Source organism: Tenacibaculum agarivorans (assembly GCF_001936575.1).
In the GTDB taxonomy this organism is placed as follows: domain Bacteria; phylum Bacteroidota; class Bacteroidia; order Flavobacteriales; family Flavobacteriaceae; genus Polaribacter; species Polaribacter agarivorans.
Window position 1 is genome coordinate 20,168 of record NZ_MSMP01000023.1, and the last position, 15,124, is coordinate 35,291.

Annotated in this window: 19 protein-coding genes; 3 read left to right on the forward strand and 16 right to left on the reverse strand. The window is 30.1% G+C overall.

The annotated features are described in order from the left end of the window. The first annotated feature begins 119 nt into the window (after window positions 1-119). Both BVC87_RS16205 and BVC87_RS16210 read left to right on the forward strand, forming a co-directional pair. Window positions 120-794 carry an SCO family protein gene (locus tag BVC87_RS16205; protein WP_075343449.1) on the forward strand — a complete coding sequence of 225 codons (675 nt, stop codon included), beginning with the start codon at window positions 120-122 and terminating at the stop codon, window positions 792-794. 154 nt (window positions 795-948) lie between these two features. After that, window positions 949-1,581 carry a hypothetical protein gene (locus BVC87_RS16210; protein WP_075343450.1) on the forward strand — a complete coding sequence of 211 codons (633 nt, stop codon included), beginning with the start codon at window positions 949-951 and terminating at the stop codon, window positions 1,579-1,581. Between the two features lie 22 nt (window positions 1,582-1,603). On the opposite strand, the gene BVC87_RS16215 is transcribed toward BVC87_RS16210, so the two are convergent. From BVC87_RS16215 to BVC87_RS16290, 16 genes are all read right to left on the reverse strand, one after another. Next, a complete protein-coding gene (locus BVC87_RS16215; RefSeq protein ID WP_075343451.1) occupies window positions 1,604-1,948 on the reverse strand; it encodes an SdpI family protein in 345 nt (114 codons plus the stop codon). Between the two features lie 4 nt (window positions 1,949-1,952). Next, window positions 1,953-2,822: an acyl-CoA thioesterase gene (locus tag BVC87_RS16220; protein ID WP_075343452.1), complete on the reverse strand. Its 870-nt coding sequence runs from the start codon at window positions 2,820-2,822 to the stop codon at window positions 1,953-1,955. A gap of 33 nt (window positions 2,823-2,855) precedes the next feature. Further along, entirely contained in the window at window positions 2,856-4,055 is a 1,200-nt protein-coding gene (locus BVC87_RS16225) for a GNAT family N-acetyltransferase (protein ID WP_075343453.1), read from the reverse strand. A 116-nt stretch (window positions 4,056-4,171) separates the two neighbouring features. Further along, on the reverse strand, window positions 4,172-4,354 hold the full coding sequence (locus BVC87_RS16230; RefSeq protein WP_075343454.1) for a hypothetical protein: 183 nt from the start codon (window positions 4,352-4,354) through the stop codon (window positions 4,172-4,174). 105 nt (window positions 4,355-4,459) lie between these two features. Beyond that, on the reverse strand, window positions 4,460-5,188 hold the full coding sequence (locus tag BVC87_RS16235; protein ID WP_075343455.1) for a hypothetical protein: 729 nt from the start codon (window positions 5,186-5,188) through the stop codon (window positions 4,460-4,462). A 14-nt stretch (window positions 5,189-5,202) separates the two neighbouring features. Continuing rightward, the gene (locus tag BVC87_RS16240) at window positions 5,203-5,457 is read right to left on the reverse strand and encodes a SemiSWEET family sugar transporter (protein WP_075343456.1); all 255 of its coding nucleotides are present in this window, start codon (window positions 5,455-5,457) and stop codon (window positions 5,203-5,205) included. 97 nt (window positions 5,458-5,554) lie between these two features. Continuing rightward, window positions 5,555-6,127, reverse strand: a complete 573-nt coding sequence (locus BVC87_RS16245; protein WP_075343457.1) for a 4'-phosphopantetheinyl transferase family protein — start codon at window positions 6,125-6,127, stop codon at window positions 5,555-5,557. Beyond that, a complete protein-coding gene (locus BVC87_RS16250) occupies window positions 6,128-6,376 on the reverse strand; it encodes an acyl carrier protein (protein WP_075343458.1) in 249 nt (82 codons plus the stop codon). 56 nt (window positions 6,377-6,432) lie between these two features. After that, entirely contained in the window at window positions 6,433-7,707 is a 1,275-nt protein-coding gene (locus BVC87_RS16255; protein ID WP_083629544.1) for a beta-ketoacyl-[acyl-carrier-protein] synthase family protein, read from the reverse strand. A 5-nt stretch (window positions 7,708-7,712) separates the two neighbouring features. Next, window positions 7,713-8,150 (reverse strand): 3-hydroxyacyl-ACP dehydratase FabZ family protein, encoded by a 438-nt coding sequence (locus BVC87_RS16260; protein ID WP_075343460.1) that lies wholly within the window; start codon window positions 8,148-8,150, stop codon window positions 7,713-7,715. Further along, window positions 8,151-8,951 (reverse strand): SDR family oxidoreductase, encoded by an 801-nt coding sequence (locus tag BVC87_RS16265; RefSeq protein WP_075343461.1) that lies wholly within the window; start codon window positions 8,949-8,951, stop codon window positions 8,151-8,153. Further along, window positions 8,945-9,997: a type III polyketide synthase gene (locus tag BVC87_RS16270; protein WP_075343462.1), complete on the reverse strand. Its 1,053-nt coding sequence runs from the start codon at window positions 9,995-9,997 to the stop codon at window positions 8,945-8,947. The genes BVC87_RS16265 and BVC87_RS16270 overlap by 7 nt, the downstream gene beginning before the upstream one ends. Window positions 9,998-10,002: 5 nt before the next feature. After that, on the reverse strand, window positions 10,003-10,707 hold the full coding sequence (locus BVC87_RS16275) for a methyltransferase domain-containing protein (protein WP_075343463.1): 705 nt from the start codon (window positions 10,705-10,707) through the stop codon (window positions 10,003-10,005). Next, complete coding sequence (locus BVC87_RS16280; RefSeq protein ID WP_099098861.1) at window positions 10,704-11,834, reverse strand: NAD(P)/FAD-dependent oxidoreductase; 1,131 nt, start codon at window positions 11,832-11,834, stop codon at window positions 10,704-10,706. Before BVC87_RS16280 ends, BVC87_RS16275 begins: the two co-directional genes overlap by 4 nt. After that, window positions 11,821-12,357, reverse strand: coding sequence for a YceI family protein (locus BVC87_RS16285; RefSeq protein WP_075343465.1), 537 nt, complete (start codon window positions 12,355-12,357; stop codon window positions 11,821-11,823). Before BVC87_RS16285 ends, BVC87_RS16280 begins: the two co-directional genes overlap by 14 nt. A 207-nt stretch (window positions 12,358-12,564) precedes the next feature. After that, the gene (locus tag BVC87_RS16290) at window positions 12,565-14,241 is read right to left on the reverse strand and encodes a hypothetical protein (RefSeq protein ID WP_075343466.1); all 1,677 of its coding nucleotides are present in this window, start codon (window positions 14,239-14,241) and stop codon (window positions 12,565-12,567) included. 326 nt (window positions 14,242-14,567) lie between these two features. Here BVC87_RS16290 and BVC87_RS16295 point away from each other — a divergent pair, with 326 nt between their 5' ends. Continuing rightward, window positions 14,568-15,092, forward strand: coding sequence for a hypothetical protein (locus BVC87_RS16295; RefSeq protein WP_075343467.1), 525 nt, complete (start codon window positions 14,568-14,570; stop codon window positions 15,090-15,092). Window positions 15,093-15,124 lie beyond the last annotated feature (32 nt).

The window sequence follows — 15,124 nt, forward strand, 5'->3', positions numbered from 1 at the left end:
CAAATGTACGCTTTTCAATAGAGTTGTAAAAATAGCTTTTAAGTACTTACAAATCTTTTAACATACATTTTAGGAAAGCCTCTTTTTGTGCCGTATTTTTGTACTCGAAATTATTCGTAATGAACATCAATTTTTTTAAAAAATCTAAGTACACTTTTCTGTTTTTAATCTTTTTCACCATTGTAGCCTTGCCTTGCTATTATTTTTTGGTAAAAGTAGATCAAAAATTACCAATATATAATCCTGCAGATATTAATCCTAAGCTAGTAGATAATTCTATTAGAATGTTTACTAAAAATCATACGATAGCAGATTTTGAATTGATTAATCAGAATGGAGAAACTATTACACAGGAAGAGTATAAAGATAAAATTTATGTTGCTGATTTCTTTTTTGCTACTTGTAAAGGAATTTGTATTCCTATGGCGAATAACATGTTAGAATTACAAAAGTATTTTGAAAATGATGATGATATTATGTTTCTTTCGCATTCTGTAACCCCTAAATTAGATAGTGTTCCTGTATTGAAAACTTATGCAAATAGAAAAGGGGTTATTGATACAAAATGGAATGTTACTACTGGTGATAAAAAACATATTTATGAACTTGCTAGAAAAAGTTATTTTGCTGTACTAGATGAAGGTGATGGTGGTGTTCAGGATTTTATTCATACGGAAAACTTTATTTTAATTGATAAAAAAAGGCGTATCCGTGGTATGTATGATGGTACCAATTTCGAAAACATGCAAAAAATCATTAGTGATATTCTCCTTTTAAAAGAAGAAGACAACTAATTTATCACAAAGCTTTTTCTGTTTTACTTTTCTGTTTATCATTCTATTAAAACTAGTTGTTTAACTACGTTTTAATCGTTATTTATCCTCACACTATACCTAACTATTGCAAATACTTTTGATGCCAATCAAATATTAATTAAAAACTATTATTATGGCATTATCGCAAAAAAGTATGAAGCTAGGGCCAATATATCTTGGTGTTTGGCTTTACGATTGTAGTCAATTAAAATCGGGAATTCGATTATCTACTAAAAGACCAACAGCATCTTTAGAAATTTCATTTGGTAAAGATGTCGGTGCAACAATTCAAGCAGGACTATCAGTTTTACCAGGAGATTTAGCTAAAAAAGTAGGAGGTATCGTAAAGAAGAATTTTCCTCAAATTAGTGGTAAAATATTTATTTCCATTGAGGCAGAACCTATAACAAAAATTTGTCATGAAAAAAATGGTAATAATGTACAAACTGTAGGTTGGGATGCTGCTGTACAGATTACTATTCAAGGTACAATTAAAACCGCTGCTGCGGAAATAAAAGGTAAGGTAGTAATTCCTATTTTGCTAGAAGGAGATCGTGTTGATTGCGAATGTAATGAAGCACTCACTATCGCAGATAAATTTGCAATAGAAGAGAGAGAAAAGACAGTGTCTATGCTTCCACAACCAGCTGGGAGTTCTATATCTAAAAATCAACAAAATTTTATCACTAAACAAGCAATGTTTACTGAAATTATTGAAAACACAATAGACGAAATTAATAAATTAACTATTGATTACGGTTGTTAAATTACTGGAGAAGGGAAATTGATTATTTCAACTTTTTCCCTTCTTTATCAAAGTGTTTATTCAATTCTTGTTCTGTTTTTATCACGCAAACTCCAAGCGTCATTACCATAATTGCTATGGGTTGCCATGAAATTTTTCCAGCAACGGTAGCTAAAATTAATGCTGCTACAAAAGAAATTACTGAATACAATAAGAATTGTTTATTAAAAAAAGTATTGGCAAAATCCCAAACTTCTTGGTTTTCCATAGTTCTAGGCGTTCTGTATCCATACCAAGAATTTATTTTTTTTGGTGGAAATAGATAAAAAACACCACTTAACAATAACAGTAAACCATTTACTGAAAGCACATAATATATTGGATTCATTTATTTAAGCTTTTCTTTTAGGTCTCATTAATCCTTCCTGTGTTACGGAGGCAACTAATTTTCCTTCTCTGGTGAAAATATTTCCATATGCAAAACCTCTAGCAGCATTTGAGTTTGGACTTTCTATAGAAAACAATAGCCAATCATCAAAATCAAAATCGCGATAAAACCACATAGAATGATCTAAACTCACCATATGTGTATTTCCGAAATGTGCCTTACTTGCATTTGGATATAAACAAGCTGTTAAAATATTGTAATCTGAAATATACGTCAGTATCTGTTGCTTTAATGCTAAACTTAAGTTGCTACTATCTCCCTTTAATTTAAACCAAACGTCTACCACAGGTGGTAAATCTTTTAATTCTATTGGATTTAAAATTTCAACAGGTTTAAAATCTATTGGACGTTCTACACTTAAAAAGGCTCTCATCTTCTTAGGTAAAAAATCACCAAATTGATCAAACATTTCTGTCCAACTCAATAAAGCTTCAGGCTGCTTTATTTTTTCTTTCATTTCCATTTGATGTTCATATCCTTCTTCTTTTTTGTGAAATGAACATGCTAGAATAAAAATGGTTCTATCCTTTTGAGTTGCAGTTACTCTTCGTGTAGAAAAACTACCTCCATCTCTAATTGTTTGCACATTATACGTAATAGGTATAGTTAAGTCTCCAGGTTCTAAAAAATAGGAATGTAAAGAATGCAAAATTCTTTCATTATTTATTGTTCTGTAAGCAGCATTTAAAGACTGTGCTAGTACTTGTCCTCCAAAAACATTTGGACTTCCAATATCTTTACTAATCCCACTAAAATTATTGTTTCCCTCCTCTGTAAGTGTAAGAATATTGATGAGCTCTTTGGTATCTTTCATACGAATATTTTTAACTAGATAAAGGTAACTTTTTTAAGGTTTAACAACAAGGGTTTTAGCCTTAAAAGGAAATTTTTGTTGAAAAGGCGTTGGCTGAATTTTATTAATGAAAAAACTTAAAATTTTATTTGGAATGTGTCTTTTATGTCTTAAATAAATCGTTAGGTCTTGTGGTACAGCACCTACTGAACTTTTTATTTCACTTGCTGTTCTTCCAAAATTAATATGTTCTACTTTTTTTTCTAAAGCAATACTGATATAATCATACAACATGCGCTGATAAATTGCATACTTTCTATTGTATTTATAATCAATACCCACAAAATGAGCATCCAACTGATTTTGATTAATCAATCCAGATAAAAAACCTACTAATTTTTGCTTTAGTATATATCCTCTGATTATGTAATTATCTCCTAAGTTTTGTTTCAATTTCTGATATGATTCTAGATTGAAAGTACCTAAATTGAATCCTGCTTTTGAAGAAACATTTTTATATAACTTTTTCATTTGAGGTAAATAATCCTTCAAATTACTCATATTTATCTCCACTATCTCTAATGGCAAACTAAGCTCCATAGCTTTTTTTGCTTTTACTCGAAATTTAGTTTTCATAGCGGCTAAATATCCATTAAAATCAATCCATTCCTTATCTATAGCTAATAACATATTAGGCTCTACATTAAATGAATGATAATGGTATTCTAACAATTCATCTGTCATAGATAATGATTCTTGAACAAAATCTTTAAGCATAAATCCGCTAATTTTATAGGCAAAAGCATTTTCTTTATCTACTAAATGAACTACAGATTTTGCTAACTCTTTTATTACTTTTTGCTTATTTTGATTACCTTTTATAAAAAAACCATGTTCTCCACTTACAAAAGTATTTCCACAGGTTAATATTTTAAAAGATGTTTGTTTGGAGAGTATTCCAAATTTCCTTCCTAACTTTTTTATTTGTTCAATAAAGCTTTGCAATTCATTTTGAACACTATCTAGGTAAAAATGAACCACTTGAATAGTAGCAAATGCCTTTGCATTTTTGTTATCATCAAACAATACTACGTACCGAAAATCTATATTAGGATGACTTTCAGCAATGGCTGATAAGTATTTTGGATTAAAATATAAATTATTTTCACAATCTAATTCATTCCAAATATGTTTAGGAATATCATAGATTGAATTGTAATAATTTGCATTATGTACTCTCTTACAAAGGTTCAAATATGAAGTAACTTTAGTATACTAATTATAGATTCAAAATTACGTGTTTTAAAATAAAAAGTCCGCAAATGCGGACTTTATTGATTTTTTATTCTCAAATGTGACAACAATATTGTTTATACTCTTACCCATTTATTATCAATACAAATGTATACATAAGCTGTAATACAATGTACAGGCATTCCTACAGTACAATATCCTCCATCACTTGGACAAGAATGAAAAACACCTCCATTAATTTTTTGTTGTTCTTTTTTGTCTAATTTTTTTACTCCTTGAAAGTTTAGATTTTTTTTCATATTGTTTGATTTTAACTAATTAAGACTACTCTAAAATTACAAGACCTACAAGCAAAATCATTCACCCAAAAAAGGTGATTTGCTAAAAATCAATACATTATAGATTTACACTTTTTTTTTTAACTTTCTTATAGTTGGAGAACTTAGGTAAAACAAGTAAAAACCTGAAAGAATTGTAGCTAATCCTAATACAGAAAAAATACGCAGTGTCCAATTGGTAATGTGATCTCTGGTTTCAAAATCCATTACGTGCAGCATCCATAAAAAATCAAAACGACGCCAATTATCATTACGTACAGAAGTAATCTTTGCTAATTCAGGATTCACATAAACAATGGTGTTGGTTTCATGTTCTAAATGAACTCCGTAAACTGGTAATGGTTTTTCTCGATATTCGTGTGCTTTAGAAATATGATCTTCTTGTAAAAATTCAATTTTTCTAATTGGAATTTCTGACTTCAATCTACTTTTCACAAACGCAAGAACTTGTTCCTCAGTTAAGTACTCTCTGATATTATGTTGATTTTTATTCAGTTTTAAAAGACGAACACCTTGAGAGGTTTTTACACGAAGAAGGCTATCTGTATTTACAATAATCCCTTCTATCGTTTTAATAGGCTTAGGAACTACTGTTAATAATTTACGAACAGGTTCATTATAATCAAAACCAAGAATATGTTCAGATTTATCTAATAATGTTTTACCATGAACATCTTTCATGTTATTCCAACTAAAATACAATCCTCCAATAGTCCAAAATAAAAATTGTATTCCTATAAAAGCACCTAAATATCTGTGTAACTTTCTAGTTTGTAAATGTAATTTCCTTGACATTAAATTCAAACTTATTATTTATATCTTATTTTTAAAACGATTAAAATGAATGCACAAATACCTGTAATTGTATTTGCTAAAATTATTGGCATACTATTCAGGTAAATACCATAAACTAACCAACATAATATCCCTATAAAAAAGACCGTATACATGGTTAGTGATAATCCTTCTGTAGATTTAGTTTTCCAAGATTTATATACTTGAGGTAAGAAAGAAGCAGTAGTTAAAAAGGCTGCCAGATATCCTAAGATTTCATGAAATGACATGACTCAATTTTTATTTTTCAAATATAGTCTTATAAATTTTCTTGGAAATATACTGAGCCCTTATTTAACAAACAATTGCTTTTAAATGAAGTTATCATTACAATATAGACACAGCTCCATAATGTCCATGGTGTGTTAATGAGAATTGTATATCAATTTCTTGATCCTGAACAAATAGTTTTGGAATACCCGCTATAGATTTTTGTATGAATAATTCATTATAATTTATAGTTAGTTTATTTGACACCATCTTTTTTAGTTGATGATACACTTCTTTTTGTTGATTTTTAATTATAGTATTTTCAATATAGAAACAACAATTTTTTATACCTCTTTCTGAGCTATTGGTAGTTGTGTAAATGTAATTACTTTCAAAGATTGTATGGGTAAGATATTTTATTTGATTAATTATTACATATCCTTTTTTAGTATCTTGAATAAAACATTCTAATTTTTTAGGATTAAAAAAACGTTTTTTATGATATTGAAGATGACTTTTATATGCACTTTCTTTCATCGACCACATTCGCCAAACTGAGAGAAAAGGACACTCCGAATTTTTAATTAAGTATTTTTCTTCTTTTGTAAATACCTTATCTAAAAAACCTTTACGCTTCCAATTACTTTGCTCTTTTGTAAAATTGATATCTATAATATCATTACCTATCATTTAAGCAAGTTTACTTTGTATAATTGCTAATGCATTCTTTATATCTAGCATTTTTTCCATAGCATCGTTATCTATTTCAATATCAAATTCATCTTCTACATCTAAAATCACATCCACCAAGTTAGCAGAATTAATCTTAAGATCATTTATAAAATCGGTCTCTTCTGTTAAATTTTCAAACGCATTTTCATCCTGAATATAGGGCTTTACGATCTTTTTTAATTTTAAAATTAATTCTTCGTTTGTCATATTTCTTAAGTATTAAGTCTTTAATCTTGTTTCTTAAATATCTTGAATTTTATACATCAGTCCTTATATTTTTTAAAAATTACACACCCATTTATGTCTCCAAAACCAAAACTAGCTTTAGCTACTATATTCAACTCTTTGTTTATTTTTTCCTTCGGGATTTTTTCTTCAACGATACTATCTAGAATCTCTGGATGTACATCTTCACAATTAATAGATGGAAAAATAAACCCTTCATAGAGTTGTACGATTGCAGCAACGCTTTCTATACTACCAGCAGCAGCTAAACAATGTCCTACCATAGATTTTAGTGAATTAATATACGGAAAATCTGTACCCTTTAACTGTAATGCTTCCGACCAATTTTGAACCTCAAAGGCATCTTTAGAAGTTGCTGTTAAATGGCCGTTAATCAAATCTATATCTTTTGGATGAATTCCTGAATTATGGATAGCTTCGGTAATACAACGCCGAACTGCAATTCCGTTTGGAGCTGTCATTGTACCTCCGTTTCGTTGACCTCCAGAATTAACTGCTCCTCCCAAAACCTCTGCATAAATTGTTGCCTTTCGTTCCAAAGCACTCTCTAAAGATTCTAATACCAACGCTCCTGCACCAGCTCCAGGTACAAATCCAGAAGCTGTTGCACTCATAGGTCGTGATGCTTTTTCTGGTGAATCATTATGCTTATAGGTGAGCACTCGCATCGCATCAAAACCACCCCAAACATAAGCCCCACCATCACTACAACTTCCTACTAACATTCGTTTTGCTTTTCCTGAAGAAATTCTATCATATCCCATAATAATTGCTTCAGTTCCTGTGGTACAAGCTGATGAATTTGTAGTAACTTGATTACCTAAGCCTAACATACCACCCAAATAGGCACTTATTCCACTAGCCATAGTTTGCACCACGGCAGTACTTCCTAAACGTTTTACTTTTTTTTCATCAACTTTATAAATGGCTTCTCTAAATTTATCAACTCCAGATGTACCTGTTCCGAAGATAATTCCGCTATCGAAATCCAATTCACTTTTCTCATCTATAGTAAATCCAGCGTCTTTCCATGCATCTATACCTGCAATGCATCCATATAAAATTCCAGAACTATTAAATCCTCTTAGCTGTAATGGTGTTAGGTATTCTAATTTTTTTTCTTCAGTAATTTCAGGGATTCCTCCAATGCAACAAGAAAACTTGAGCTCCTGTAAATCTTGATGAAACGTAATTCCAGATACTCCATTTTTAATCGCGCTAGTAAACGATGGAATATCTATCCCATTAGGGGCAACTACGCCTAAACCTGTTATAACTACTCTTTTTTTCAATTGATCTATTTTGATATCATTCCTGCTATTTCACCTCGGCAGACTAACTCACCTTTAGCATTTATCATTTTTACTTTACATTTTAATTTATGAAATCTAAAATATTGTTTTTCTGAAATTACAGTTACTTTTTCTTCCGGATGTATAGGAAGAAAAAAATCTATGGCATGTGATGTCAATGCTATTTTTGGAGCATTTATTTCTAAGTTTTCATATCTGAGTAGATAAATTCCTAAACATACTACTCCTATTTGCGCCATAACCTCTGTTAAAATTACACCTGGGGTTATGGGATGATTTTTAAAATGCCCTTGATAAAAAAATTCATCTTTTTTGAACGTATAACTTCCTGTAATTCCCTCTTCAGAAATATTCGTTAATGTATCCACAAACAAAAAAGGTTTTTGATACGGTAATACTGCTTTAATTTCGTTTTCGGTCATTTACGTTATATGTTCTCCTCCATCTACAGGAATAATGCTTCCATTGATCCAAATGGCTTCATCTTTACTTAATAAATATACCACATTTGCTACATCTTCTGGTCTGGTTAATCTTCTAAAGGGATTTGTAGCTAATGTATGCTGCTTAATAACATCACTACCAGGTATGCGTTTAAATGAATCTGTATTGGTAACTCCTGCTTGAATACAATTGGCTTTAATTCCATAGGATGCAAATTCTAGGGCAATATTTCTAGTAATAGCTTCTAAAGCTACTTTTGCTGCTGAAACTGCTGCATAGTTTTGCCATGCTTTTTGATTACCCTGACTGGTAAAACTAATAATACGTGTATCGGCAGCAAACAGATTTGCTTCAAATAAACTTTTAGTCCAATCGTACAAACTAATAGCCATTGCGTTTATGGTTAAGCTAAAATCATCATTTTTTAATGTTGGATTAGCTTCCTCAGTAATCATTGGTTTTAAATTTCCTTTAGCGATACTGTGAACTAATACTCTTATTTTTCCTTGCGCTTCGAACTCATTCTGTAGTTGTTGAATCACATCTACCCTTTTTGCAATATTCAGTGCATCAATATTAAACGATAAGAATTTCACGCCCTCTTGTTTTAGTATTGAAAATTCATGATCAATATTCAGCAATTCTGCTTTTCTACTTCTATGAATCACACAAATATGCAATCCGTGTTTAGCCAACTTCTTAGCCGTAGCTAAACCTAATCCGCTGGAACCTCCTAAAATAACAGCCCATTCATTTTTACCTGAAAATTCTTTTACCATTCTAATAAAATTCGTTGTGCTGAAAATCCTGGTCCAAAACTTAATAGTAATCCTTTATCTCCTTTTGGTAATTGTTTATCCATAAAACGTTCTAACACATATAAAACTGTAGCACTAGACATATTTCCATATAGTTTGAGTACTTCTTTAGTATCATCGATATTCTTTCCCAGAGAACCAAATAATGCTTCTACAGTTTGCACAATTTTTTTTCCTCCAGGGTGAAATACTAAATGATCTATATCTTCAATAGTAAGTTGATTTCTTTCTAAAAATGGGTGAATAATGTTTGGAAAATGATTGGATATTGTTTCAGGAACAGATTTATCCAATACCATTTGTAACCCTGTGTTTTTGAGTTTGAATCCCATCATATGTGTCGCATCATAAAAATGATACATGGCTTCATCGATAATTTTTGGTCCTGCTTCATCTTCATAAGAGGATAAAATTACAGCTGAAGCACCATCACCGAAAATAGCTGCACTTACAATATTTACCATAGAAAAATCTTCCAATTGAAACGTAGCTGTAGGTGATTCCACTGCAATTACTACTGCACGTTTGTTAGGATTGGCTTGTAAAAAATTCTTGGCGTAAATCATTCCAGAAACTCCTGCTGCACAACCCATTTCTGTAACAGGTAAACGTACAATATCTTGTTTCATTTGTAGGCTATTGATTAGAAAAGCATCTAACGAAGGAATCATAATTCCTGTACAACTTACGGTTATGATATAATCCAGTTCGTTTGCTTTCAAGTTTGCCTTATTTAACGCTTTTACAAGTGCTTGTTCAGCAAGTTTCGTACATTCTTGTATGTACACATCATTTTTTTCTTCAAAAGAAGTATGTAAAAACACATCCTCAGCATCCATGATAGAGTATCTCCTATCTACTCCTGCGTTTTCAAAAATCTTTATTGCTTTTCGTTGAAAACGCTCTTCTTGCCCAGATAACCATAGTTTTAAATATGGCACAATTTCTTCTGTAGTTCTTGTATATTTAGGAAGTTGTTTTGCAACTGCCGTTATTTTTACACTCATAGTAGTTAGTTATACTGTATAATCCATTGGTATCGAAATGCCCATTTCCATGTAATGTTACTTTTACCCTTTAGTTTTGCTGCAAATTGTGATAGTTCATGTTTCTTAAACCCTCTTAAAATAGAGATTAACCCATCGTTTTTCACCATTCGATTACTAATAAATACTGTAATCATCTTAAATAGATAATAGGCTAATTTATGTCTATGTAAGTCGTTAATTATAACACCTATTTTAGTTTGCTTTTCAAGCATAGTTAGCATCGTTTCTATGTCTCTATCTGAAAAATGATGTAGAAATAGTGTAGACAAAACAATATCGTAAGATGATTTTCTAAACTCATCAGACATAATATCTTGTTTTACATATTGAATTTCAGGATATTTTTCCGATAACTTTTTTGCATATTCTAATGTACAACCATTAGCATCAATACCTATGAGTTGAAAATTATAATTATACTTTCTCCCATACTTTGCTATGCTTCTAAGCATATCTCCATTACCACAACCCAAATCCACAATGGTTATGATGGTATCTTTAGATTGTTGTTTAATTAATTTTTTCACCCCATCTAAAGTTAAGGCATTTCCTCCTAGTAGTGTATTAATTTTTGCAATCTGGTCTAATGTTTTGATTAACAACTCTCCTGTCATATCAAAATCATCCATAATTTCTTTTTCACTACTTCTATATTTGGTTGTAATCATTTTAGTGGACTCAGATATTTCCCATGTGTTCTTCTGATAATTAAAGGTAATATCCATGGAAACAATTGTAATCCTAAGGTAATGAATTCAGAGAAATAATTCATTCTAAATAAAATTGACAATCTTCTTCCCATTCCTAGTCTCTTTTCAAAAGCTTTTCTCCATTCTAATTCATATGTTTTTTCTAATTGTACTCTTGATTGAATTTTACCATTAAAATAATCTACAATTTGTTCCGATGCTATTTTTGCAGCATGTATAGCCATAGCCATGCCGTTACCACAAAGTGGGTGAATCAATCCTGCTGTATCTCCACAAAATAATATATGATTTTCTACTGGATTTTTTTTTGCAAAAGAAATTTGACTAATAGTTAATGGTTTTGAAAACACCAATTCTGAATGTTCTAAAATGGTTTGTAGCGGTTTATTTTTCGAGATAATATTGGACTGAAAGTCATCAATATTTTTATACTTTTTGAAAGAGTTATAACTAGCAATATAGCAAATATTAATATGGTCATTCTCTATTTTAGAAACTCCACAATAGCCTCCTTTAAAATTATATAACGAAACTTGATCTTCTGGAAAATCTCCTCTATAATGTGCTTTTACTGCTAAAAAAGGTGAAGTTTTTTTTATAAATCCTCGTTCTAAATTTACATCTAAATTAGAACGTTTTCCATAGGCTCCAATTACTATTGCAGCGCTATATTTTTTATTTCGTTTTGTTTGTACAGTAAAACTATCTTTTTCAAAATGTACATCAACAACAGTATCTTCTATGATTTCAACTCCTATTTCTTTCGCTTTTTTAGCTAATTCAAAATCTAAGGTATACCTACTAATTCCGAATCCTCCCAAGGGTAATTGAGTTTCTAATGTCTTATTATTTGACGTAGTTAAGGTAAAATGGGTAATTTTCTTGGCTTGAAAAACTAAAGGATTAAAACCTAATGATTGTAAATAGGGTAATACTTCATTCGATATATATTCTCCACAAACTTTATGTTTAGGGTATTGGTTTTTCTCTATTACTGTTACAGGGATTCCTTTTTTAGCTAAATGCAATGCACTTACTAAGCCTGCTAAACCACCACCTAAAACAATAACTTTATTTTGAAGCAAGATAATTTACTTTTGCAACTACTTTTTTAGATAATATTAAACTGCCTTTTCCAACATTATAATCTAACCTGTTTATAGTGAAATCCGATGATATATTGATTTGATTATCCTTTTCAGAAATCTTTATTGGAATAGTCACTTTCTTTGTCGTTCCTTTAATTGTTAAGTCACCTATTAAATTATATAGATTTGTATCTACCATTTCTATTTTAGTAGATTTCAATGTAATATTTGGATACTTAGCTACGTGAAAGTATTTTTCTTTAGCTATGCTTTTATTTCTTGAGGTATTATTGGTGTCTACTGATGAAACATCTATAATAGCATTGATGTAACTATTTGCTAAATCATTTTGATCAAAACTACCTTCAAATTTAACTTTTGTAAATATGCAATCAACGTATGAACCAAAATTTTTAATCTTAAACGTAACCATTGTTCTTGATTCATTTTGAATCAATTTTTGAGCATTACTGGATAATACGCTAAATGCTAAGAATGTAAGGAGGACTAGTCTATTCATCTTCAAACTATTTTAGTGGGATTACTTTATAGATGAATGTACAAAAACAATACCAATTCATCTATACTTACAACACTTTAAGATAAGAAAAATTATAAATGAATTGATGTTGTTGTATTAATTACACCTAAAACTTTGAAACTTATATGATTCTGAAATACCTTAATGAATTTAAAAAACACTTACATAAAAATGGGAAAAAGTACTTTACAGTTGTGTTATAATTTCTTGTTCTGGACAATCTAAAAAGTCTTCTTGATATGTATTTCCTTTATCATCAAACATTTTAATCCAATCTATTGCCCAAGTCCCTTTACTGGAAATTCCGAAACTGGTAATGTCACCAGCTATATCTCTAGCTATAGTTTGATATATGTTTTTATTATTCAGCTGATAAGTAACCGTATCGTTTTTTACTTTTACTGTGAAAACATTCCACTTTCTGTAAAAAGCTTCGCTATAAGTAAAATTATCTAAGACTTCTTCCATTTTAAAAATTCCTTTTTTATTTAAACTTTTCTTTTGTAAAATTTTATTTCCCATAATAGAGAGTCCTGTATAATATTCACAACCTTGCAGTTCAAAGTTATTAGACAATACATTTTTTTCATTACCTATACCAAATGAAATGTGATTACAGGTAGCGTCTGATGGAATTTTTAGTAACTTAAATCGTATTGACATTTCTATAGAACGAGCTTCTAACTTAAAGTTTTGTTGATTACGATAATGTAAAAAGTAATACTTAATTAATTCATCCGGTATAAATTCATCGGGAAACGTTAGCGCTCCTTCATGTATTATTTCACATTGATTATGATAGGCACTTATTTTAGGATTCTTATCACTATCTAGCCCGTCAGCCCAACCGATCCATCCTGTTGTAGGTCTTCTTATATCAATTTGTTTTACTACTTTTTTATCTATAAATAAACTGAGACGACCTAAAGGTTTATGAAACATAAAAGGAATCGTATCCCTTGGAGAAGAAAGTCTAATTTTTTTAAGGTTACTATCTCCATCAACCTTAATACTTAAATTCTGATAATCAATATTTTTTATATCATAAATTACCGAAACACTAAATCTATTTTCACCATCAAAAAGTTTATATAATTCAAATTCTATATCATCAATTGAATTTTGTAATTCATTTCCTTTAGCAAGTACTGAGTTATTTTCCCTTTTCATAGGATGAATTTCAAAAATTTTTAACCCTCCAAACACTGCACTTAGTATCAGTAAAATCATTATAAATCTCTTCCTTCTGTTATCTCTTTCTCTTCTATACTCAGAAACATCATTTTCGATATATGGATCTACTAATGTTAAACAATTACTTAGTATAACTTCAGGTGAACTTAATTGTAAACCTTGACTGTTTTCAAGGGTTTTAAAATCTTTAGTATTTTCTATCAAACAACTATGAATAAGACTTTCTCCCCAGACTTTCCAGAATTCACAATACAAATAGTATGTTTTTATAAACTGTTCCCAGTTCTTAATGTGGTAGATATCATTTTGATAACCAGCGTATATAGCTAAACCAGTTTTCTTCTTGATAAACCTCTTATGTTTATCTTTATTCTTTCCCAAAAATCTTTTTAATGATGAAGCTGAACTGGTATAATAAGAAAGAGCTTTACCTTCTATTTCTAAAGCTTTACTTACTACAACATACAAATCAATTTCTAAAAACTCGAAAAAACCATTAGGAAGCTTTTTAGGTTCAGGAAATATATGTGGATTTTGATCACAATTCTTTTGGTATTTAAGATACCAAGGTTCTTTTTTCCATACCGTGGTACTGTTGTGATGCCACTTTCTTTTTATTTTTTTCAGGAAAATTTCTCTTAAAAATTCATCTTCAGTTAAGGTTTTCATTAGATTCGGAGGTTTTTAGATGTTATGGTAATAGAAAATTATACCGTTTCAAATATCATAGCAAAAGACTGGTACTAAATAGACTATACATCTTACCTAAAGTTACATTTTTTCCAACTAAAGTTTACTTATCCAAATTAGATTAAAACTTGAACACCTTAACCATTAAATTGAACAACCTTAACAAGCAAGTTGAACAACTTACAATAGCTATTGTGATTTACTTTGTTATTGCATAGAAAAGCTATGCCAGATATAACAAAGTCTATAAGTTCCGGAATCAAAGACCAACATGCATCTGATTAAATCGTTTAAAAAATTAAATCATGAAAATCAATCAAATTATTTTAGGGTTATTCATCTGTTTAACTATATTCTCTTGTTCAACAGAGGACACTATTGAAACTGACGCTTCGAATATTGAAACTAATTCAGCTGACTTTATAGGTTACAAATACGATATATCTAAACAACATGCAAAAAATGATCTTGTACAATTAAGATCTATCCCATCAGACTTTCAATTAGAAGTAGCTTTAAGCAGAGATGGTAGTAATTATGAAGATACTATATGCTTACGACCTAATATGGGGTATTCAATTCGACTTTTGAATTCTAATTTTACTGGTTTTTTAGAAGTAAGAGCGAAAAATCCATATACAAATAATGAATGGAGAACCCAAAAATGGTATTGGGTAGAAAATGGATTTGCGCAATTCCCTGATGAACTATTAGAAGGTTTAGGATCTGGGTATTACTATGCTCAGTTTAGATTTTGGATACCAAATGAATCAAATCTACCTTGGTCTAATCTAACAACTGTTATTATCCATCCATGGCTTTGCGGCTAATACTATAAAAAAAGCTACTAATCGAGAAAGAT